Here is a 20,333-nt window from a genome sequence, read left to right on the forward strand (position 1 = left end):
GCCCCTGCACGGGGATTGACCTTGCGATTGGGCCGGTCCTACGGTCGCCGGGCAGCCCCCAGTGGCTCATGAGGAGGTCGTGCCCGTGCGCCCCACCGCCCCGCTCATCCTCGCCTCTGTCCTCGCCACCGTCCTCGCGGCCGGTTCGCTCACCGCGTGCGGCGGTGGTTCCGGCAGCGATCCGGACTCCGTGAAGGTGGCGTACAACCGCTCCACCGACAACAAGATCCGCTTCAAGGACCGGCATCTGGAAGCCGTGAAGCGGCAGTTCGAGAAGGCCCACCCGGGCAAGAAGGTCGAACTGATCCCGATCCAGGCACCGGACAACGACTACGCGACCAAGGCGCAGCAGATGATGCGCTCCGCGAGGACCGCCCCCGATCTGGTCTACGAGGACACCTTCCTGATCAACGCCGACATCAAGGCGGGGTATCTGCGTCCGCTGGACGACTACGTGGCGAAGTGGGACGCCTGGGACCAGTTCGTCGACACGGCGAAGGCGGCGGCCAAGGCCGAGGACGGCAGGACGTACGGCATCCCGGACGGCACCGACACCCGTGGCCTCTGGTTCAACAAGAAGATCTTCGCGCGGGCCGGGCTGCCCGCCGACTGGGCGCCGAAGGACTGGTCGGAGGTGCTGGACGCGGCCCGTACGGTCAAGGAGAAGGTCCCCGGGGTCGTCCCGCTGAACCTCTACACGGGCAAGGGCCCCGGCGAGGCCGCGGTGATGCAGGGCTTCGAGATGCTGCTGTACGGGACGGGCGCGGACCCGCTCTACGCCCCGGCCGCGAAGAAGTGGGTGACGGGCGGGCAGGGGTTCCGGGACGCGCTGGGCTTCGTCCGTACGGTGTACGCGGAGAAGCTGGGCCCGGACGTCTCGGACGCGCTGGATCCGAACATCACGACGCGGGTCGCCACCGAGTTCCTCCCGGAGGGGAAGCTGGCGATCTCCCTGGACGGCTCCTGGATGGGCCAGAACTGGATCAACGGAGGGCCGAAGGGGTGGCCCGCGTGGTCGCGGGAGCTGGCGCAGGCGCCGATGCCCACCCGGCGCGGCCAGGCGCCGGGCGCGGTGTCGATGTCGGGCGGCTGGACCTGGGCGATCCCGCAGAAGGCCAACAACCCCGATCTGGCCTGGGAGTTCATCGAGACCCTGCAGACGGCGGAGAACGCGGTCGCCTGGGATGTCGCCGCCGCGCAGATCGCCGTACGGAAGGACGTGGCGGCCGATCCGCGCTATCTGACGTCCATGCCGGGCATCCGGTTCTTCACCGGGCTGGTGGAGTTCACCCACTACCGGCCCGCGCTGCCCGTCTATCCACAGGTGTCGACGGCGATCGGTGAGGCGATGGAGTCGGTGACGACGGGCGACTCCACCCCGGCCGAGGCGGCGAAGGCGTACGACGAGCAACTGCGGACCATCGTGGACGGCGCGGTGACGGCCGGCGGCGGCGCGGTGACCGGCGAGTGAGTACGGCGGGGCTCCGGGCCGCTCCTCGCGGAGACCGGGCGGCCGGTCTCCGGGGGGAGCGGCGGCGGGGAGGGCTCCGGCGGTGGCTGCCGCTCGCCCCGGCCACCGTGCTCCTGCTGCTCTTCCTCGCCGGGCCGATCGGCTACTGCGCCTGGATCGCCTTCACCGACACGCAGTTGACGGGCTCGTCGTCCTCGGACTTCGTCGGGCTCGCGAACTTCCGCCGGGCCTTCGCGGACGACGCGTTCCGCAACGCCGTGTGGCTCACGCTCGTCTTCACGATCGTCTCGGCCGTCCTCGGCCAGAACACCCTGGGGCTGGCGCTCGCGGGGCTGATGCGCGCCGCGTCGCGCCCGGTCCGTACCGTCACCGGCGCGCTGGTGATCACGGCGTGGGTGCTGCCCGAGATCGTCGCCGCGTTTCTGCTCTACGCGTTCTTCCGCCGCGAGGGCACCCTGAACGCGATCCTGGACACGCTCCATCTGCCGTCCCAGAACTGGCTGTTCACCCTGCCGATCCTGGCGGTGTCGTTCGCCAACGTCTGGCGGGGCACGGCGTTCTCGATGCTGATCTACTCGGCGGCGCTCGCCGAGATCCCCCAGGACGTGACGGAGGCGGCCCAGGTCGACGGCGCGAGCGGGGTGCGGCGGCTGTGGCACATCACGCTGCCGATGATCCGCCGCTCCATCGGCACCAATCTGATGCTCAACACCCTCTCCACGCTCTCCGTCTTCGGGCTGATCTGGGCGATGACCCGCGGCGGCCCCGGCAACCGCAGCCAGACCCTGCCGGTGTTCATGTACGACCAGGCGTTCCTGAAGAGCCTGATCGGCTACGGCACGGCGGTGGCGCTGCTCCTGCTGCTGGTCGGGGCGCTCTTCTCGGTGGTCTACCTGAGGCTGATGAAGGTGGAGGTGTGATGCGGCCACGCTCCCGGCGCCGGCGGCCGGCGCCCACCCGCCGTGCCCGGCGCCGACTGGCCGCCGACGCGGCCCTGTTGCTGACGGCGGCGGCCTTCGCGCTGCCCCTCGTCTGGCTGGTCCTGGCGTCCGTCGACACCGAGGCCGATCTGCGGGTGCGTCTGCCCAGCGCGCCGACGGCGGAGAACTTCGAGGCGGTCCTCACCGACGAGATCACCTTCACGCCGATGCTCAACAGCGTGCTGCTGTGCGGGAGCGCGACCCTGCTGACGGTGGTCTGCGCGGCGCTCGCCGCGTATCCGCTGTCCCGCTACCGCTCGCGCTTCAACCGCCCGTATCTGCTGACGATCCTGTTCACGACGTGTCTGCCGATCACCGCGATCATGGTGCCGGTGTACGGGCTCTTCGTGCAGGTCGATCTGATCGACACCCTGCACGGCACCGCGCTGTTCCTGGCCACCTCCCAGCTGCCGTTCTCCATCTGGCTGATGAAGAACTTCATGGACGGTGTCCCGGTCGTCCTGGAGGAGGCCGCGTGGACCGACGGGGCGTCGAACCTCCAGACGCTGACCCGGGTGGTGCTGCCGCTGATGGGCCAGGGGCTGACCGTGGTGACGATCTACACGTTCATCCAGCTCTGGGGGAACTTCTTCGTCCCGTTCATGCTGCTGCTCACCCCGGAGCAACTGCCCGCCTCCGTATCGATCTTCACCTTCTTCGGCAACTACGGCTCGGTGATCTACGGGCAGCTCGCGGCCTTCTCGATCCTCTACTCGGTGCCGGTGCTGGCGCTCTACCTGCTGATCTCGCGCAGGCTGGGCGGCGGTTTCGCCCTCGGCGGCGCGGTGAAGGGCTGACGCGCCGCCTCGGGGGCACTTTCCAGGGGACTTCGAGACCCGCCGACCCGCCCCTGGTCCCAAGGGCCCCCGGCCCCTATGGCCCATGGCCCCTAGAACACCGACTCCGCCTCGAACATCCGCTCCTGCGGCACGGTCTTGAGCTGGGTGACCGCCTCGGCCAGCGGCACCATCTCGATCGCCGTGCCGCGCAGCGCCGTCATCCGGCCGAACTCGCCGCGGTGCGCCGCCTCCACCGCGTGCCAGCCGAACCGGGTGGCGAGCACCCGGTCGTACGCCGTCGGGGTGCCGCCGCGCTGGACATGGCCCAGGATGACCGGCCTGGCCTCCTTGCCCAGCCTGCGCTCCAGCTCGGAGGCGAGGACGTTGCCGATCCCGCGGAACCGCTCGTGTCCGAACTGGTCGATCTCGCCCTTGCCGTACTCCATCGAGCCCTCGGCCGGGTGCGCGCCCTCGGCGACGCAGATCACCGCGAACTTCTTGCCCCGGGAGAAGCGCTCCTCGACCATCTTCACCAGACTGTCGACCTCGAAGGGCCGCTCCGGAAGACAGATCCCGTGCGCGCCGCCCGCCATCCCGGACTCCAGCGCGATCCACCCCGCGTGGCGCCCCATGACCTCGACGACCATCACCCGCTGGTGGGATTCGGCGGTGGTCTTGAGGCGGTCGATGGCCTCCGTGGCGACCGTGACGGCGGTGTCGAAGCCGAAGGTGCGGTCCGTGGAGTGGATGTCGTTGTCGATGGTCTTCGGTACGCCGACCACCGGCATGCCCGCGTCGGAGAGCAGCCGGGCCGCGGTCAGCGTGCCCTCGCCGCCGATCGGGATGAGGGCGTCTATGCCGTACTGACGGGCCAGCTCGGCACAGTTCTCGGCGGCCTCGCGCAGCCGGCCGCGCTCCAGCCGGGCCGAGCCGAGGATCGTGCCGCCGCGTGCGAGGATGCCGCTGACCTCGTTGAGGTCGAGGGGGCGGTAGTGGCCGTCGAGCAGCCCCTTGAAGCCGTCCTCGAAGCCGATGACATCGTCGCCGTGGCCGGTCATGGCGCGGTGCACGACCGAACGGATCACCGCGTTCAGGCCGGGGCAGTCGCCGCCTGCCGTGAGAACTCCGATACGCATCGTGCTCTGTCTCCTGCTCGCTCGTGGTGCCGCATGCCGCGTCGGGCCCGCCTGGTGCACGCACCCCTTCGTGCGCACCTCTCCGTACGCGCTCCGGTACGCGCCCTGGTGCACGCCGTCGCACGCGCCTTTGTGCGCGTCCTCGGGCGCGTCGTCCTGCGCCTCCGATCCTCCCACGGGTGATCGGGGCCACGTACCGGCCATACGCCTTGTTGACCGCGTCACTGTTCGTTTCGTACAAGGCCCTCGGGGTACCCGTCCGAGAGCCGTCCAGCGGTCGACAGAAACGCTTCCACCTGGGGTTTCTTGCGTCTCACCCCCACCGTACGCCCCAGGGTTTCCCCGGGTGCATTAACGACCCCCGGAGGTATTGTCAAGAGGACATGGCCACCCCAACGGGATCGCGCCATCAACGCGCCAGACACCGGGGGCGCGAACTCCCCCGGTGCTTCACACCAGCCGGGACGCATCCCGCGGGCCACGGGGACGACCCCCCGACCGGCGCGCCACGGGACGGACCATGAACAGGAACGGGAGAGCACGCGTGACGCGCAGCGTGTACGTGACCGGGATCGATCGCGGGGACGGCCGCCAGGTCGTCGAGCTGGGAGTCATGGAGCTCCTGACCCGCCAGGTGGACCGGGTGGGGGTCTTCCGGCCGCTGGTCCACGACGGCCCCGACCGCCTCTTCGACCTGCTGCGCGCCCGCTACCGGCTGTCGCAGGACCCGTCCTCCGTCTACGGCCTCGACTACCACGAGGCCGCCGCGCTCCAGGCCGAGCGGGGCACCGACGAGCTGGTCTCGCGGCTGGTGGAGCGGTTCCACGGGGTGGCCAGGGGGTACGAGGTCGTCCTCGTCCTGGGCACGGACTTCGCGGCCACCCAGCTCCCGGACGAGCTGTCGCTCAACGCGCGGCTGGCCAACGAGTTCGGCGCCTCCGTGATCGGCGTCGTCGGCGGCAAGGGCCAGAGCGCCGAGTCCGTACGCGCCGAGGCGCGCAACGCCCACCGCGCCTACGAGGTGCTCGGCTGCGACGTCCTGACCATGGTCGTCAACCGGGTCGCCGCCGAGGACCGTACCGCCATCGCCGAGGGCCTGGCCGCGCAGCTCCCGGTCCCCTGCCATGTCCTGCCCGACGAGCCCGCGCTCGCCGCCCCGACCGTCGCCCAGATCACCCAGGCGCTGGGCGGCACCGTGCTGCTCGGCGACGACTCCGGGCTGGCGAGGAACGCGCTGGACTTCGTCTTCGGCGGCGCCATGCTCCCCAACTTCCTGGGCGCCCTCACCCCCGGCTGCATGGTGGTCACCCCCGGCGACCGGGCCGATCTGGTGGTCGGCGCACTCGCCGCGCACTCGGCCGGCACCCCGCCCATCGCGGGCGTCCTGCTCACCCTCGACGAACGGCCCGACGACACGGTCCTCACCCTGGCCGCCCGGCTCGCGCCCGGCACCCCGGTGGTCTCCGTACCGGGCCGCTCCTTCCCCACCGCCACCGAACTCTTCGGCATGGAGGGGAAGCTGAACGCGGCGACGCCCCGCAAGGCGGAGACCGCGCTCGGCCTCTTCGAGCGGCACGTCGACACCGGCGATCTGCTGGCGCGGATGTCGGTGGCCCGCAGCGGCCATGTCACGCCGATGATGTTCGAGCACGCGTTGCTGGAGCAGGCGCGCTCGCTGCGCCGCCGGGTCGTGCTGCCCGAGGGCACCGAGGAACGCGTGCTGCGCGCCGCCGATGTCCTGCTGCGCCGCGACGTGTGCGACCTGACGCTCCTCGGCGACGTCGACGTCCTGCGCAAGAAGGCCGCCGACCTCGGCATCGACCTCTCCGCCACCCAGCTCATCGACCCGGCCACCTCCGACCTGCGCCAGGACTTCGCGGAGCGCTACGCGGAGCTGCGCGCGCACAAGGGCGTCACCGTGGAGCTGGCGTACGACGTGGTGGCCGACCCGAACTACTTCGGCACGCTCATGGTGCAGCAGGGCCTCGCGGACGGCATGGTCTCGGGCTCGGTCCACTCGACGGCCGCGACGATCCGCCCCGCCTTCGAGATCATCAGAACGAAGGCTTCCGCGCGCAGCGCGTCGGACAGGGTGGCGGCGGGCGACGGGAGGGCCAAGCCGGAGGCGTCGATCGTCTCGTCGGTCTTCTTCATGTGCCTCGCCGACAAGGTGCTGGTGTACGGCGACTGCGCGGTCAACCCGGACCCGAACGCGGAACAGCTCGCGGACATCGCCGTCCAGTCCGCCGTCACCGCCGCCCGGTTCGGGGTCGAGCCGCGGATCGCGATGCTCTCGTACTCGACGGGCACGTCGGGCTCCGGCGCGGACGTCGACAAGGTGCGCGAGGCGACGAAGCTGGTGCGCGAGGCCCGGCCCGAGCTGCGCGTCGAGGGCCCGATCCAGTACGACGCGGCGGTCGAGCCGTCCGTCGCCGCGACCAAGCTGCCGGAATCGGAGGTGGCCGGGCAGGCGACGGTGCTGATCTTCCCGGACCTGAACACCGGCAACAACACCTACAAGGCCGTGCAGCGCTCGGCGGGCGCCGTGGCCGTGGGTCCGGTGCTCCAGGGGCTGCGCAAGCCGGTCAACGACCTGTCGCGCGGCGCCCTGGTGCAGGACATCGTGAACACCGTCGCCATCACCGCGATACAGGCGCAGGACGCCCCCGTATGACCACGCCCCACCCCCCGTCCCTCCCCCGTCCAGCAGAAGGCCAGCAGCCAGTGACTCCCCGCGCCACCCGTGTCCTCGTCCTCAACTCCGGTTCCTCGTCCGTGAAGTACCAGCTCCTGGACATGGCGGACGGCTCCCGGCTCGCCGCGGGGCTGGTGGAGCGCATCGGCGAGGAGAGCTCCCGTCTGGTGCACACCCCGCTGGTCTCAGGACCCGGCGGGAAGCGCGAGCGTACGGAGAGGATCGCCGACCACAGGGCGGCGCTGGAGGCCGTCGCGGCGGAGCTGGCGCGGGACGGGCTGGGTCTGGACTCGCCCGCGCTGGCGGCGATCGGCCACCGGGTCGTGCACGGCGGGCTGAAGTTCAGCGCGCCGACGGTCGTGGACGACGCCGTACTGGCGGAGATCGAGCGGCTGGTGCCGGTCGCGCCGCTGCACAACCCGGCCAACCTCACCGGGATCCGTACCGCCCAGCGGCTCCGCCCCGACCTGCCGCAGGTCGCCGTCTTCGACACCGCGTTCCACACGACGATGCCGGAGTACGCCGCGCGGTACGCGATCGACACGGCGACCGCGGACGCGCACCGTATCCGCCGCTACGGCTTCCACGGCACGTCGCACGCGTATGTCTCGCGAAGGACCGCCGAGCTGCTGGGCAAGGACCCGTCCGAGATCAATGTCATCGTGCTGCACCTCGGCAACGGGGCCTCCGCCTCCGCCGTCGAGGGGGGCCGCTGTGTGGACACCTCGATGGGGCTGACGCCGCTGGAGGGGCTGGTGATGGGGACGCGTTCCGGGGACATCGATCCGGCGGTCACGTTCCATCTGAAGCGCGTGGCGGGCATGTCCGTGGACGAGATCGATGAACTTCTGAACAAGAAGAGCGGTCTGGTCGGCCTCTGCGGGGACAACGACATGCGCGAGATCCGCCGCCGGGTGGACGAGGGCGACGAGCGGGCGCGGCTCGCGTTCGACGTGTACATCCACCGGTTGAAGAAGTACATCGGCGCGTACACGGCGGTACTCGGCCGGGTGGACGCGGTGGCGTTCACGGCGGGTGTCGGGGAAAACGCGGCGGCGGTACGGGAAGCTGCGATGGCGGGCCTGGAGAACCTGGGCCTGGCGGTGGACGCCGAGCGCAATACCGTACGTTCCGACGAACCGCGCGTCATCTCACCCGACGGCGCCGGAGTGGTGGTGGCCGTGGTGCCGACCGACGAAGAGCTGGAGATCGCTCGGCAGACCTTCGCCCTGGTGGGACAGGCGGACGGCGACCGGGTGTCCGCCACCTGAACCATTCGAACACCTATCGACTGAGCGCACACCCGCCCATTTGTACTTTCCACCAGACGGAATATTCCGCATCGAAACAAACCGATAGGATCCGCCTCATGCGCCGTTCCAAAATCGTCTGCACCCTGGGCCCAGCCGTCGACTCGTACGAGCAGTTGAAGTCGCTCATCGAGGCCGGTATGAATGTGGCCCGTCTGAACATGAGCCACGGGAGCCACCCGGAGCACGAGGAGCGGTACCACCGCGTCCGCAAGGCCGCGGAGGACACCGGCCGCGCGGTCGGCGTGCTCGTCGACCTCCAGGGCCCCAAGATCCGCCTGGAGACCTTCGCCGAGGGACCGGTCGAGCTGGTGCGCGGTGACGAGTTCACCATCACCACCGAGGACGTCGCCGGCGACAAGTCGATCTGTGGCACCACCTACAAGGGCCTGCCGGGCGACGTCTCCAAGGGCGACCAGATCCTCATCAACGACGGCAACGTCGAGCTGCGGGTCGTCGAGGTCGAGGGCCCCGAGGTCAGGTCCATCGTCATCGAGGGCGGTGTCATCTCCGACCACAAGGGCATCAACCTGCCCGGCGCGGCGGTCAATGTCCCGGCCCTCTCCGAGAAGGACATCGAAGACCTGCGCTTCGGGCTGCGGATGGGCTGCGACATGGTCGCGCTGTCGTTCGTCCGGGACGCGCACGACGTGCTGGACGTCCACAAGATCATGGACGAGGAGGGCCGCCGGGTCCCCGTCATCGCCAAGGTCGAGAAGCCCCAGGCGGTCGCCAACATGGAGGCCGTCGTCGCGGCCTTCGACAGCGTCATGGTGGCCCGCGGTGACCTGGCCGTCGAGTACCCGCTCGAAAAGGTCCCGATGGTGCAGAAGCGCCTCATCGAGCTGTGCCGCCGCAACGCCAAGCCGGTGATCGTGGCGACCCAGATGATGGAGTCGATGATCACCAACTCCCGCCCGACGCGCGCCGAGGCGTCCGACGTCGCGAACGCGATCCTGGACGGCGCGGACGCGGTCATGCTCTCCGCCGAGTCGTCGGTGGGCGCGTACCCGATCGAGACGGTCAAGACGATGTCGAAGATCGTGGTCGCGGCGGAGGAGGAGCTGCTCTCCAAGGGGCTCCAGCCGCTGGTCCCTGGCAAGAAGCCCCGTACGCAGGGCGGTTCCGTGGCCCGTGCGGCGTGCGAGATCGCGGACTTCCTCGGCGGCAAGGCGCTGGTCGCCTTCACCCAGTCCGGCGACACCGCCCGCCGGCTCTCCCGCTACCGCGCGGAGCAGCCGATCCTGGCGTTCACGACGGACGAGTCGACCCGTAACCAGCTCACGCTGAGCTGGGGCGTGGAGTCCTTCATCGTCCGCTGGGTGCACAGCACGGACGAGATGGTCGACCTGGTCGACGAGGAGTTGCTGAAGCTCCAGCGGTACAGCGAGGGCGACTCCATGATCATCACCGCGGGCTCGCCTCCCGGCGTCCCCGGTACGACGAACATGGTCCGCGTCCACCACCTGGGCGGCGCCTCCGCCTGACGCACCCGCTGTTCCCGTGGCCCCGTCGGCGCTCTGCCGGCGGGGCCGCCGCGTGAGCGCGGGGACGGGGGCGGGATCCGGACGAGGGGCCCGGGGGTCAGCCGGTGATGTAGTTGTGGAGGCCGGGGATGGTCAGGGTGCCGCCGAACTGGCCCGCCTGGACGACCTTGACGTCGGTGAAGAAGGCGAACGGGACGTTCAGCGGGGGCGGGGTCGCCGGGCTGAAGGTGATCGGGATCAGGCCGAAGAGGTTGCCTTTCAGCTCCTCCGTGTACATCGTCACCTCGCCGTCGCGGATCGTGGACGTGGAGCCCTTGCGCGCCTCCACGTGGGCCGTCCGGCCCTGGGGGTAGACGACGGTCTGGTCCAGGTCCCCGATGTCCACGGACGAGGCCGTGAACTTGAGGACCTTCTTGACCTTGCCGCTGTAGGTCCGTACCTCGACGATGCCCCGGTAGTCGAGGCCGTTCAGCGTCAGCAGCGAACTGCGCAGGGTCCAGGGGTCGTCGGGGAGCAGCGGAAGGCCCTGCTCCTCGGTGGCCGCGGCGAGGGCGTCGGGGTCGGCCGTCGGGCAGGGGTACGGTTCCTTGCCCTGCGCGCCCGCCGGGATGTCGTCGTCCGCGCGGGCCTTGAGCCCCTTGGCGCCGGTGCCGAGTTCCTCGACCTCGGCACCGGCCTTCCGCGCCGCTTCCCTGATCGCGTCCTCGGTCTTCCGTGCGGCCGGGTCGTCCTTCGTCCCCGCGTCGTCGTCCGCGCTGTCCTGGTCCGTGGACGCTCCGTCGGACGGCTTCTTCGCGTCGTCCTGTGCCGCCTCGCCCTCCTTCTCCGCCGCGTCGCCCTTCTCGGGGGCGTCGGTGGCGGAGGCGCTGGGGCTCGGCGCGGGGCTGCTCTTCGTGTCCTTGTCCGGTACGCCGAGGAGGTCGCCCAGCGCGTCACCCAGTCCCAGCGGGTCCAGCGGGTCGGTGGACTTCGTGGGGGCGGGCTTCGGGTCCTGGCCGGTGGTGGAGGTGGCCGTGGGGCCCGGGTCGACGGGCTTCCGCGCGTCGCCCGACCCGGAATCGGAGCCGGAGCCTGAGCCGGAGCCGGACTCCGACGGATCGGGCCGTGCGGTCTCCGAGGCCGAGGGCGACGGGGTCGCGCCGGGCTTCTCCGTCTCCGTCTCCGTACCGGGCTTCGTCGCGGGCGCCGAGGGCGAGGGCGACTCCGAGGCCGACGCGGACGGCTCGTCCGAGCGGGTCACGCACGGGCCGGGCGCGAAGGGGATGTCGTCGCTGCCCTCGGCCATCGCGAGGCGCGGTGTGAGCCCCATCCCCACGAAGACCGCCGTCGGCATCGCCGCCAGGGCCATCGCCTTGCCGGCGGGTATCTGGAGCTTCGTCAGAAGAGACTTCTTCGGGGCCGCGTGCCGCGGCCCTTTTCTCACCCTGGGGCCATCGCCACCCGCCGCGATGCGCTGTGCGTCGTCACCCCGCACTGTTCCTCCCGCCGTTGGCGTGGGCCGTCGTATCCGTCACGTTCGGGTCCTCCCCGTCCCGTGAACCGGGGAAGGGGAGGCGGTGACCGGCGCCGTCGGGCCTCGTGCCCTTGTGCGGTGCGCGGCCCTCGGGGCCGGGTGCGGCCGGTACGCCGGGCATCCAGGAGATCGAGAGCGCGCCGCCGGTCAGGGCGAGCAGGAAACCGATGAGGAAGCCACCGAGGTTGGAGACCGGGATCGACACCAGCGCCAGCAGGATCGTGGCGACGCCCGCGAACACCCTGACGATCGCGTGGAACCACATCGTCAGACCGAGCGTGACCAGCAGGACGCCGATGATCAGCGACCCGGCGCCGGCCGTCGTCGCCATCGCCAGGGTGAGTCCCCCGATCTTCACTTCCGCGTAGGGGAAGTAGGCGATCGGCAGCCCGCTGAGCAGCGTGAACAGTCCCGCCCAGAAGGGCCGGGTACCGCGCCAGGCCCGGAAGCGCAGCCGCCAGTACGTGAATGGGCCGGGAGAACCGGGGGAATCCGAGGAGCCTCGGGGATCTGAAGACTCGGCGCTCATGGAAAACAGCTCCCTGGTACCGGTGTTGCCGTGAGAAAGAGTTCGGAGTGGGCGGACGGGCCCGTGCCGTGGAACCCGCCCGCCCGGGCGGTGCCTAGTGCCCCTCCCGGCAAGCTTTGCCCCGTCGCGCCGCCCAGCACGCACGCTCGCGGCGTTGGCCAAAAGCCCTGGTAGCTCCGCTACAAGGGCTTCCGGCCGCCTTGCGATCGCGCTCGGCATCCGCAGGATAAATCAAAGCGCCGAGACGGAGCGAGCGAAGCGAGCGCAGTGCACCGGACGACCCTCCCTTCGGGGCAAACATTGCCGGGCGCGGCACTAGTAGCACTCCTTGACGCCCTTGTGCAGCTTCATGCTCAGATTGCTCAGCGTGAAGGTGCCGGCCGTGGTCGCCCATGCCGTCTGCTCCACGTTGGTGAGCGTGGCCTTCTCGGCACGCTGCGCGAAGCCGTACTCGTTGGCCTGATCACCGGGATTGATGCCGGTCTTGTTGCCCTTGTCGCCGGCCGCCACCCCGATGTCGATCTTCTCGAACTCGGCGTCGGCGTCCAACTGGGCGATGTCGATGTAGATGTTGGTCGCCTTGACCGGCTTGTTCGCGTTCGTGCCGGCCCGCAGCTCCAGGCTGACGGAGCCGAAGATCGGCACGTTCGGCGTGACCACCGACTGGCACATGTTGGTGATCGTCGCCCGGCTGAACCCGGAGACGGCGACCGGGTTGGCGGTCTTGTTCCCCTTGAGGTCCGTGCCCGCGTCGATGCTGCCGTACTGAATGAAGTCGTAACCGACCAACTGGTCCGCGCTGACCTTGAAGCTCTGGCCGGACACGCTGAACGAGGCGGCGAGCGCGCCCTGTGCCAGCGCGACGCCTATCGCCGCCGTCGCGGCCACACTCGGCACCATGACGACGGCGAACCGCCTCCATCTGGTCCCGCCACGAACTTGGGACTCCATGAATGTCCTCCTTCTCGGACGTACATCTCCGGATCGGGTGGGAGCCCGTCCTGGGATGGGAGAAGTGCTACGTCCTCGGGAAGGAGAGCGCCTGCCTCCGGAGGCGCCAACCGCGTCCGAAATCACCGGCGATCACCCCCGAGCGACAACCACTGGCCACGCGTTCGCGCAACCTCTGGACAGGCCCTGCCGGGTGGGCAGGAACCCCCCTGTCCGGGCCGGCGGCAGCGCCGCCGGACCGCTCGGTGGGGACCCACGGCCGAGGGCGCGACTGGCTGCCGTGCTGATACGGAAATGGACCGAGCGTCGCCGATCGTGGTGCATTCGCGCTGTTGACACAAGGGGTTCGTTACTCGCTGGTAACGGCCAGATAACCGGGACACGACCAGGTGATATCGCGCGACCACACAGGGTGCCGCGTGCCGATGCGTCAGAAGCGGTGATTGCCCCCCATAGCGGGACAGACCAAGGGAGTTGATTTACTGCGGGTAACAGTAATCGCTTTTACCAAGTTTTGGTAAAACGCGATCCTGTTGGCGTCAAGTCGCCAAATCCGCACGGTGACCGCGGAGTCCGTCGTGCCGGCGCACACCACTCACCGGTTCCCCGGTTCGCCGGCACGACGGACGCCTCGTCAACCTCCCGGGATCAGAAGAGGACCCGGGCCAGCGCCGACCGCGCCGCGGTCACCCGCGGGTCGTCCCCACCGATCACCTCGAACAGCTCCAGCAGCCGGACCCGCGCCGCCTCCCTGTCGTCACCGGCGGTACGGCGTACGGCCTCCACGAGCCGGCCGAACGCGTCCTCCACATGCCCGCCGACCAGATCCAGGTCGGCCGCGGCGATCTGCGCCGCCACATCGGCCGGCCGGTCCGCCGCGTCCTTGCGCACCTGCGCCTGGTCCATCCCCTGGACCCGCGCGAGCAGTTCGGCCTGGGCGAGGCCGAGCTTGGCCTCGGTGTTGCCGGGGTCGTCGGAGAGCACACTGCGGTACGCCTCGGCGGCGGCGGGGAAGTCATTGGCGTCCAGCGCCTGTACGGCCGCCTCCAGCAGGGCGTCGTACGGCCCCTCCGGTACGGCGGCCTCCCGCTCGGCGTCGCCGTCGCCCGCGTCCTCGGCGCCCGCGTCGACCGCGATCCCGGTGAGCCCGAAGCGCTCCTCGCCGACCTGGATGAGCTGGTCCAGCGTCTGGCGGATCTGGGTCTCGGGAGCGGCGCCCTGGAAGAGCGGCAGCGCCTGTCCCGCCACCACCGCGAAGACCGCGGGGATGCCCTGGATCCCGAACTGCTGCATCAGCATCTGGTTGGCGTCGACATCGATCTTGGCGAGAACGAACCGGCCGTTGTACTCACGGGCCAGCCGCTCCAGTACGGGGCTCAACTGCTTGCACGGCTCGCACCACTCGGCCCAGAAGTCGATGACGACCGGTACCTCGGTGGAACGCTGGAGGACATCGCGCTCGAAGCCGGCTTCGTCGACGTCGATCACCAGGCTGGACGGGGGTACGGCGCCGGTGCCGCCCTGCCGGGCGTTCTCGGCACGGGCCTGCTCCGCCTTCGCCTTGGCCTCACCGGCCGCCTTCACCGCGGCGAGGTCGACGACGCCGCTCATGGACATGTTCCTAGGCTGCATGAGTACATCCTCCCCCCTCGGCGCGTACTTGAGAAAAGCGGTGGCCCGCTCCGGCCGGGCACCGCTTCCGCTACGGGTCGTAGCGTAACTGTCGCGTCAGCGGCGTGTACAGGCTCCCCCGGTGAGCCGGCTCACACCGCTACCGGCCGGTATGGTCGCGGGCATGCGCAGCGACAGCGGCCCAGGATCCAGCGACAGCCGCTCCGGGCCGCGCGGTGGCCGCCCCCGCAGCGCCGGGGCCGACGCCGCGATCCTGGAGGCGACCAGGGCCGCCCTGGGCGAGCTGGGCTGGACGAAGCTGACCATGGGCGATGTGGCGGCCCGCGCGGGCGTCGCCAAGACGACGCTCTACCGGCGCTGGCCGTCCAAGAGCGAGCTGGTCGTGGACGCCGTCGCGGCCCTCTTCGACCCGATGGAACTCGCCGACCTGGGCAGTCTCGCGGCCGATGTCGAGAACGCCGTCCTCCAGTTCGCCGCGCTGCTGGAGCGGCCCGCGACCAAGACCGCGCTCATGGCGGTGATCGCGGAGTCCACCCGGGACGAGGCGCTGCGGCGGCGGATCAGGGTCTCGATCGTCGAACGGCAGAAACGGCTGGTCCTGCTGGGCCGCGAGCGCGCCCAGGCGCGCGGCGAGCTCCCGTACGAGCCGGACGCCGCGACGGCGGCCCGTACGGCGGACCTGATCTTCGACGTGATCGCCGGGGCGGTGGTCAACCGCACGATGGTGAGCGCGGAGCCGGTGGACGGTCAGTGGGCCCGTACGTTCACGGAACTGCTGCTGGGCGGCCTGACCCCGAGGTGACCCGGGGCCATCCGCTCTTGTCCCCCGGGTCTCATCTCGCCAGCCGGCCCAGCAGTGACGAGGCCGCCGCGATGCCCAGCACCGCCGCCAGCAGCAGCACCCCGTAGTCCAGCGCGAGATGGGACGGCGTACCGAGCAGCAGCCCGCGCAGGGCGTCCACCTGGTAGCTCAGCGGGTTGATCCGGCTGACCGTCTGGAGCCAGCCGGGCATGATCGCCACCGGGTAGAGGGCGTTCGAGGCGAAGAACAGCGGCATCGTGATGGCCTGGCCGATGCCCATCAGCCGGTCCCGGGTCAGCACGATGCCCGCGATCGTCATGGACAGACAGGAGAAGAAGGCCGAGCCGAGGACCACGGCGACGGCCACACCGAGCAGCCGCAGCGGGTTCCAGGTCAGCCCTACCCCGAGGGCCGCCGCGATGAAGATCACCACGACCGCCTGGATCAGCGCCTTCACCCCGGAGGCGAACGCCTTGCCGCTGATCAGCGCGGCTCTCGGGGTGGGAGTGACCAGCAGTTTGGTCAGGATGCCCGCATCCCGCTCCCAGATGATCATGATGCCGTAGAAGATCGCGATGAACATCGCGGACTGGGCGATGATGCCCGGCGCGAGATAGTCGATGTACGGGATGCCGCCGGTCGGGATGGCCTTGATCCGGGTGAACGTCTCGCCGAAGATCAGCAGCCAGAGCGCGGGCTGAACGGCCCGGGTGTACAGCTCGGTGCGGTCGTGGCGCAGCTTCTGGAGCTCCACGACGCACATCGCGAGGACCCGGGCGGGCAGGACGCGCCAGCCGGTACGGGCGCGCGGCGGGGACAGCAGCAGGGCGAACCGCCCGGGGTCGGGCCCTGGTCCGGTACCCGAGCGCCCGGCCCTCTCAGCCGACGCGGGACGCGGTGCGGCGGGTCGACCTGACATCACGGAAGTCGCCTCCCTCTTCGTCCAGACCGCTGCCGGCGACGTCCCTGAAGACGTCCTCCAGCGTCGGTACGGGGTCCCCCGGTCCGGCGAGGCCCTCGGCGACGCGGCGGGCGCGCAGCTCGGTGCGCAGCTCGTCGGGGGTGCCGAGGGCGTGGACGCGCCCTCGGTGCATCAGCGCGACGCGGTCGCAGTACTGGTCGGCCTCGTCCATGTAGTGCGTGGTGACGAGGACGGTCATGCCCGTGGCGTTCCGTACGGCGTTGATGTGCTCCCACACGCTGGTGCGGGCGATCGGGTCGAGGCCGATCGTCGGCTCGTCCAGCATGAGCAGCCGGGGCGCGCTGACCAGGGCCTGCGCGAGTTCGAGGCGGCGGATCATGCCGCCGGAGTACGTCTTGGTCATCCGGTCGGCGGAGCCGGTCAGACCGACGGCCGCGAGCGCCTGCGCGACGCGCTCGGCCCGTTCGCGGCGCGGTACGTCGAAGACGCGGGCGAACAGCGTCACGTTCTCGCGGCCCGTCAGCGCGGCGTCGGCGGAGAGCTGCTGCGGTACGTATCCCAGCAGCCGGCGGACTGCCATCTTCTCCTTCGCCGCGTCGTGCCCGAAGACCCGGACCATGCCCGCGGGGACGGGCAGCAGGGTGGTGACGCAGCGGATCGCGGTGGTCTTGCCCGCGCCGTTCGGCCCGAGCAGTCCGAAGACCTCCCCCGCGCCGACGGAGAGGTCGAGTGCGGCGACGGCCTTGGTCTCGCCGAAGGAGTAGGTGAGCCCGGCGCACCGTACGGCGGGCACGGCGTCCGCTTCGCCGGTGGAACCGGGGGTGGATTCGGGAACGGATTCAGGGGCGGATTCGGGGGTGCCGGTCATGCGCCCTCCCCTTCCTCGTGGAGGTGGTGCGCGAGTCTGCGCAGCGCCGGCAGGGCCGCCGCCAGGGCCTCGCGGTCCTCGTCCGTGAGCCGCGCCACCCGCTCGCGTACGAGAGCGGACCGGCGCGCCCGCCAGTCGCTGAGCCGGGCCTCACCGGCCGGGGTGGGCGACAGCAGCGTGGAGCGCCGGTCGGCCGGGTCGGTCTCCCGGCGCAGCCAGCCGGCCAGGACGAGCTGGTTGACCAGGGTGGAGACGGAGTTGCCCGCGAGCCACAGCTCCTGGGCGGCGTCCGACACCCGGATCCCGGGGCGCGCCGCGACCAGCCGCAACAGCTCGACCTGGGTTCCGCGCAGCGGCGCGGCGGTCATTCCGCCGCGCAGCCGCCGCCGGATCGTGCGCTGCACGCCTGCCAGCGCGTCCGCGAGCGAGTCCGGGAACTCCTCGGTGGCCATACCACCTATTTTAGCTCTCACTCCGAGGTAATTCACCCGGACGAGTGACCGCGGACACGCCCCCTCGTCTAGAACCCGGGCGGTTCCGTGTACGTCCCCCACTCGTCCCGCAGCGCGTCGCAGATCTCGCCGAGCGTCGCCTCCGCCCGTACCGCCTCCATCATCGGACCGATCATGTTCGAGCCGTCCCGGGCCGCCGCCAGCATGGCTCCCAGCGCCGTACGCACCCGTGCGTCGTCGCGTGCGGCCCGGCGCTCCGCCAGGACCTGGACCTGGTCCCGCTCGACCTCGTGGCTGACCCGCAGGATCTCCAGGTCGCCGGTGACCGATCCGTGGTGGACGTTGACGCCCACGACCCGCTTGTCGCCCTTCTCCAGCGCCCGCTGGTACAGGAACGCGGACTCGGCGATCTCGCCGGTGAACCAGCCGTCCTCTATGCCGCGCAGGATGCCGGACGTGACGGGCCCGATCGGGTGGCGTCCGTCCGGGTGGGCGCGCAGGCCGCGCTCCTTGATCTGCTCGAAGATCTTCTCGGCGTCGGCCTCGATCCGGTCGGTGAGCTGCTCGACGAACCAGGAGCCGCCGAGCGGGTCCGCCACGTTGACGACCCCGGTCTCCTCCATCAGCACCTGCTGGGTGCGCAGCGCGATCTCGGCGGCCTGTTCGCTCGGCAGGGCGAGGGTCTCGTCGAGCGCGTTGGTGTGCAGCGAGTTCGTCCCGCCGAGGACGGCCGCCAGCGCCTGGACCGCCGTCCGTACGACGTTGTTGTACGGCTGCTGCGCGGTCAGCGAGACGCCCGCGGTCTGGGTGTGGAAGCGCAGCCACTGGGCCTTGTCGGTGCGCGCCCCGTACACCTCCTTCATCCAGCGCGCCCAGATCCGCCGGGCCGCGCGGAACTTGGCGATCTCCTCGAAGAAGTCGAGGTGGGCGTCGAAGAAGAACGAGAGCCCGGGCGCGAAGGTGTCCACGTCCATCCCCCGGCTGAGCCCCAGCTCCACGTAGCCGAAACCGTCCGCGAGGGTGTACGCCAGCTCCTGCGCGGCCGTCGCGCCCGCCTCCCGGATGTGGTACCCGGAGACGGAGAGCGGCTTGTACGCGGGGATGGCGGTGGCGCAGTGCTCCATCAGGTCGCCGATCAGCCGCAGATGCGGCTCGGGCTGGAAGAGCCACTCCTTCTGGGCGATGTACTCCTTGAAGATGTCGGTCTGGAGCGTGCCGTTGAGGACGCCCGGGTCGATGCCCTGGCGCTCCGCCGCGACCAGGTACATGCAGAAGACGGGGACGGCGGGGCCGCTGATCGTCATCGAGGTGGTGACGTCCCCGAGCGGGATGTCCGCGAAGAGGATCTCCATGTCGGCGGCCGAGTCGATGGCGACCCCGCAGTGGCCGACCTCGCCGAGCGAGCGGGGGTCGTCGGAGTCGCGGCCCATGAGCGTGGGCATGTCGAAGGCGACGGAGAGCCCGCCGCCGCCCGCGGCCAGGATCATCTTGTAGCGCTCGTTGGTCTGCCGGGCGTTGCCGAAGCCGGCGAACTGGCGGATGGTCCAGGTCCGGCCTCGGTAGCCGGTCGGGTGGAGACCACGGGTGTACGGGTACTCCCCGGGCCAGCCGATCCGCTCGAAGCCTTCGTAGGTGTCGCCGGGCCGGGGCCCGTAGACCGGCTCCACGGGGTCTCCGGAGAGCGTGGTGAAGTCCGCGTCACGCGTGCGGGCCTTGTCGTACCGGGCCTGCCAGCGCCGGCGGCCCTCCTCGATGGCGTCAGCGTTCATAGAACCAATTTACTAGGACGTCCAAGTAAATGTCGATGGCCAAATCGCCGCGACCGGATGGCGGCACGGAAACGGAACAGCCGCCCGCGGGTGCGCGAGCGGCCGAGGAAGAGCGCTCTACGAGCTCAGGGCCCTACGCCTGGGCGGTTTCCGGCGCGCGGTCCGTGAGCAGCGGCTGGATCTCGCGGGTGATCTTCGGCTCGACGAAGAACGACGCGACGGGGATGCACCCGGCGGCGAGCACCCACAGCAGCTTCCCGAAGGACCACTTCGCCTTGGAGCCCAGATCGAAGGCGAAGACCACGTAGATGATGAAGAGCACACCGTGGATCTGCGAGATCACCATCGTGTTGCCGGTATCGAACCCGTACTTGAGGATGATCGCCACGGTGAAGACCAGCAGCCATACGGCGGTGACGTACGCCATCACCCGGTAGCGGGACAGCACATTCGACTTCATGGGCCGAGCCTAACCGGGCACAAAGGGCGATCTTCGCCCGCCCCTCCCCCGGGCCCGAGAGGCCGGGCTCAGTCCTCGAAGTCCTGGGCGGCCACCCGCAGCGGGCGCAGCATCGCGAAGATCTCGGCGCACTCCCCCGCGTCGTAGACCCCGAGCCCGAAGTCCATCTCCATCAGGTCGCGGGTGGCGGCCTCCACCACCTCGCGCCCCTTGTCGGTGATGGAGGCGAGCGTGCCGCGCCCGTCGTTGGGGTTGGGCCGTTTGTCGACCAGCCCTGCGGTCACCAGCCGGTCCACGGTGTTGGTGACGGACGTGGGATGGACCATCAGCCGCTCGCCGATCTTGGACATCGGCAGTTCGCCGGCCTTGGAGAAGGTGAGCAGGACCAGCGCCTCGTACCGGGCGAAGGTGAGCCCGTACGGCTTGACGACGGCGTCCACCCCGGCGAGCAGGATCTGGTGCGCGCGCATGATCGAGGTGATGGCCCCCATGGAGGGGACGGGCCCCCAGCGCTGCTTCCAGAGTTCGTCGGCGCGGGCGATGGGGTCGAAGGGCAGGCTGAGCGGCTTGGACACGC

Annotated in this window: 18 protein-coding genes; 7 read left to right on the forward strand and 11 right to left on the reverse strand. The window is 70.4% G+C overall.

Translation table 11 applies throughout. The annotated features are described in order from the left end of the window. The first annotated feature begins 85 nt into the window (after positions 1-85). From ACIQ7D_RS11490 to ACIQ7D_RS11500, 3 genes are read left to right on the forward strand one after another with little or no spacing between them, the layout of a single operon-like run. A complete protein-coding gene (locus tag ACIQ7D_RS11490) occupies positions 86-1,471 on the forward strand; it encodes an extracellular solute-binding protein (RefSeq protein WP_403936257.1) in 1,386 nt (461 codons plus the stop codon). Continuing rightward, entirely contained in the window at positions 1,468-2,391 is a 924-nt protein-coding gene (locus ACIQ7D_RS11495) for a carbohydrate ABC transporter permease (RefSeq protein WP_403936259.1), read from the forward strand. Before ACIQ7D_RS11490 ends, ACIQ7D_RS11495 begins: the two co-directional genes overlap by 4 nt. After that, positions 2,391-3,248 (forward strand): carbohydrate ABC transporter permease, encoded by an 858-nt coding sequence (locus ACIQ7D_RS11500; protein ID WP_403936261.1) that lies wholly within the window; start codon positions 2,391-2,393, stop codon positions 3,246-3,248. Before ACIQ7D_RS11495 ends, ACIQ7D_RS11500 begins: the two co-directional genes overlap by 1 nt. Before the next feature lie 92 nt (positions 3,249-3,340). On the opposite strand, the gene ACIQ7D_RS11505 is transcribed toward ACIQ7D_RS11500, so the two are convergent. Continuing rightward, entirely contained in the window at positions 3,341-4,366 is a 1,026-nt protein-coding gene (locus ACIQ7D_RS11505) for an ATP-dependent 6-phosphofructokinase (RefSeq protein ID WP_403936263.1), read from the reverse strand. A gap of 544 nt (positions 4,367-4,910) precedes the next feature. Between ACIQ7D_RS11505 and pta the strand changes: the two genes are divergently transcribed. The 3 genes from pta (at position 4,911) to pyk (ending at position 9,858) form a co-directional block, all read left to right on the forward strand. Further along, positions 4,911-7,040 carry a phosphate acetyltransferase gene (gene pta / locus ACIQ7D_RS11510; RefSeq protein ID WP_403936264.1) on the forward strand — a complete coding sequence of 710 codons (2,130 nt, stop codon included), beginning with the start codon at positions 4,911-4,913 and terminating at the stop codon, positions 7,038-7,040. 50 nt (positions 7,041-7,090) lie between these two features. Continuing rightward, on the forward strand, positions 7,091-8,332 hold the full coding sequence (locus ACIQ7D_RS11515) for an acetate kinase (RefSeq protein WP_403936266.1): 1,242 nt from the start codon (positions 7,091-7,093) through the stop codon (positions 8,330-8,332). 98 nt (positions 8,333-8,430) lie between these two features. After that, positions 8,431-9,858, forward strand: a complete 1,428-nt coding sequence (gene pyk / locus ACIQ7D_RS11520; RefSeq protein ID WP_403936268.1) for a pyruvate kinase — start codon at positions 8,431-8,433, stop codon at positions 9,856-9,858. Between the two features lie 97 nt (positions 9,859-9,955). On the opposite strand, the gene ACIQ7D_RS11525 is transcribed toward pyk, so the two are convergent. The 4 genes from ACIQ7D_RS11525 to ACIQ7D_RS11540 form a co-directional block, all read right to left on the reverse strand. Beyond that, entirely contained in the window at positions 9,956-11,332 is a 1,377-nt protein-coding gene (locus ACIQ7D_RS11525) for a hypothetical protein (RefSeq protein ID WP_403936270.1), read from the reverse strand. Further along, on the reverse strand, positions 11,322-11,900 hold the full coding sequence (locus ACIQ7D_RS11530; RefSeq protein WP_403936272.1) for a DUF6114 domain-containing protein: 579 nt from the start codon (positions 11,898-11,900) through the stop codon (positions 11,322-11,324). Before ACIQ7D_RS11530 ends, ACIQ7D_RS11525 begins: the two co-directional genes overlap by 11 nt. Before the next feature lie 315 nt (positions 11,901-12,215). Beyond that, the gene (locus ACIQ7D_RS11535; RefSeq protein WP_403936274.1) at positions 12,216-12,851 is read right to left on the reverse strand and encodes a DUF6230 family protein; all 636 of its coding nucleotides are present in this window, start codon (positions 12,849-12,851) and stop codon (positions 12,216-12,218) included. Positions 12,852-13,499: 648 nt separating this feature from the next. Further along, complete coding sequence (locus tag ACIQ7D_RS11540; protein ID WP_403936276.1) at positions 13,500-14,483, reverse strand: tetratricopeptide repeat protein; 984 nt, start codon at positions 14,481-14,483, stop codon at positions 13,500-13,502. A gap of 151 nt (positions 14,484-14,634) precedes the next feature. Here ACIQ7D_RS11540 and ACIQ7D_RS11545 point away from each other — a divergent pair, with 151 nt between their 5' ends. Next, a complete protein-coding gene (locus tag ACIQ7D_RS11545; protein ID WP_403936957.1) occupies positions 14,635-15,285 on the forward strand; it encodes a TetR/AcrR family transcriptional regulator in 651 nt (216 codons plus the stop codon). A 31-nt stretch (positions 15,286-15,316) separates the two neighbouring features. Here the strand turns inward: ACIQ7D_RS11545 and ACIQ7D_RS11550 are convergent, their stop codons facing one another. The 6 genes from ACIQ7D_RS11550 to ACIQ7D_RS11575 all read right to left on the reverse strand — a co-directional run bounded on the left by ACIQ7D_RS11550 (position 15,317) and on the right by ACIQ7D_RS11575 (position 20,331). Continuing rightward, entirely contained in the window at positions 15,317-16,204 is an 888-nt protein-coding gene (locus ACIQ7D_RS11550) for an ABC transporter permease (protein ID WP_403936278.1), read from the reverse strand. Beyond that, a complete protein-coding gene (locus ACIQ7D_RS11555; protein ID WP_403936280.1) occupies positions 16,164-17,075 on the reverse strand; it encodes an ABC transporter ATP-binding protein in 912 nt (303 codons plus the stop codon). Before ACIQ7D_RS11555 ends, ACIQ7D_RS11550 begins: the two co-directional genes overlap by 41 nt. Continuing rightward, a complete protein-coding gene (locus tag ACIQ7D_RS11560) occupies positions 17,072-17,527 on the reverse strand; it encodes a MarR family winged helix-turn-helix transcriptional regulator (protein ID WP_403936282.1) in 456 nt (151 codons plus the stop codon). Before ACIQ7D_RS11560 ends, ACIQ7D_RS11555 begins: the two co-directional genes overlap by 4 nt. 68 nt (positions 17,528-17,595) lie before the next feature. After that, entirely contained in the window at positions 17,596-19,296 is a 1,701-nt protein-coding gene (locus tag ACIQ7D_RS11565) for a methylmalonyl-CoA mutase (RefSeq protein WP_403936284.1), read from the reverse strand. Positions 19,297-19,429: 133 nt separating this feature from the next. Continuing rightward, positions 19,430-19,756, reverse strand: a complete 327-nt coding sequence (locus ACIQ7D_RS11570; RefSeq protein ID WP_403936286.1) for a DUF3817 domain-containing protein — start codon at positions 19,754-19,756, stop codon at positions 19,430-19,432. A gap of 68 nt (positions 19,757-19,824) precedes the next feature. After that, entirely contained in the window at positions 19,825-20,331 is a 507-nt protein-coding gene (locus tag ACIQ7D_RS11575; RefSeq protein ID WP_403936288.1) for a MarR family winged helix-turn-helix transcriptional regulator, read from the reverse strand. Between the last annotated feature and the right edge of the window lie 2 nt (positions 20,332-20,333).

Source organism: Streptomyces sp. NPDC096310 (assembly GCF_044763125.1).
Taxonomy (GTDB): Bacteria; Actinomycetota; Actinomycetes; order Streptomycetales; family Streptomycetaceae; genus Streptomyces.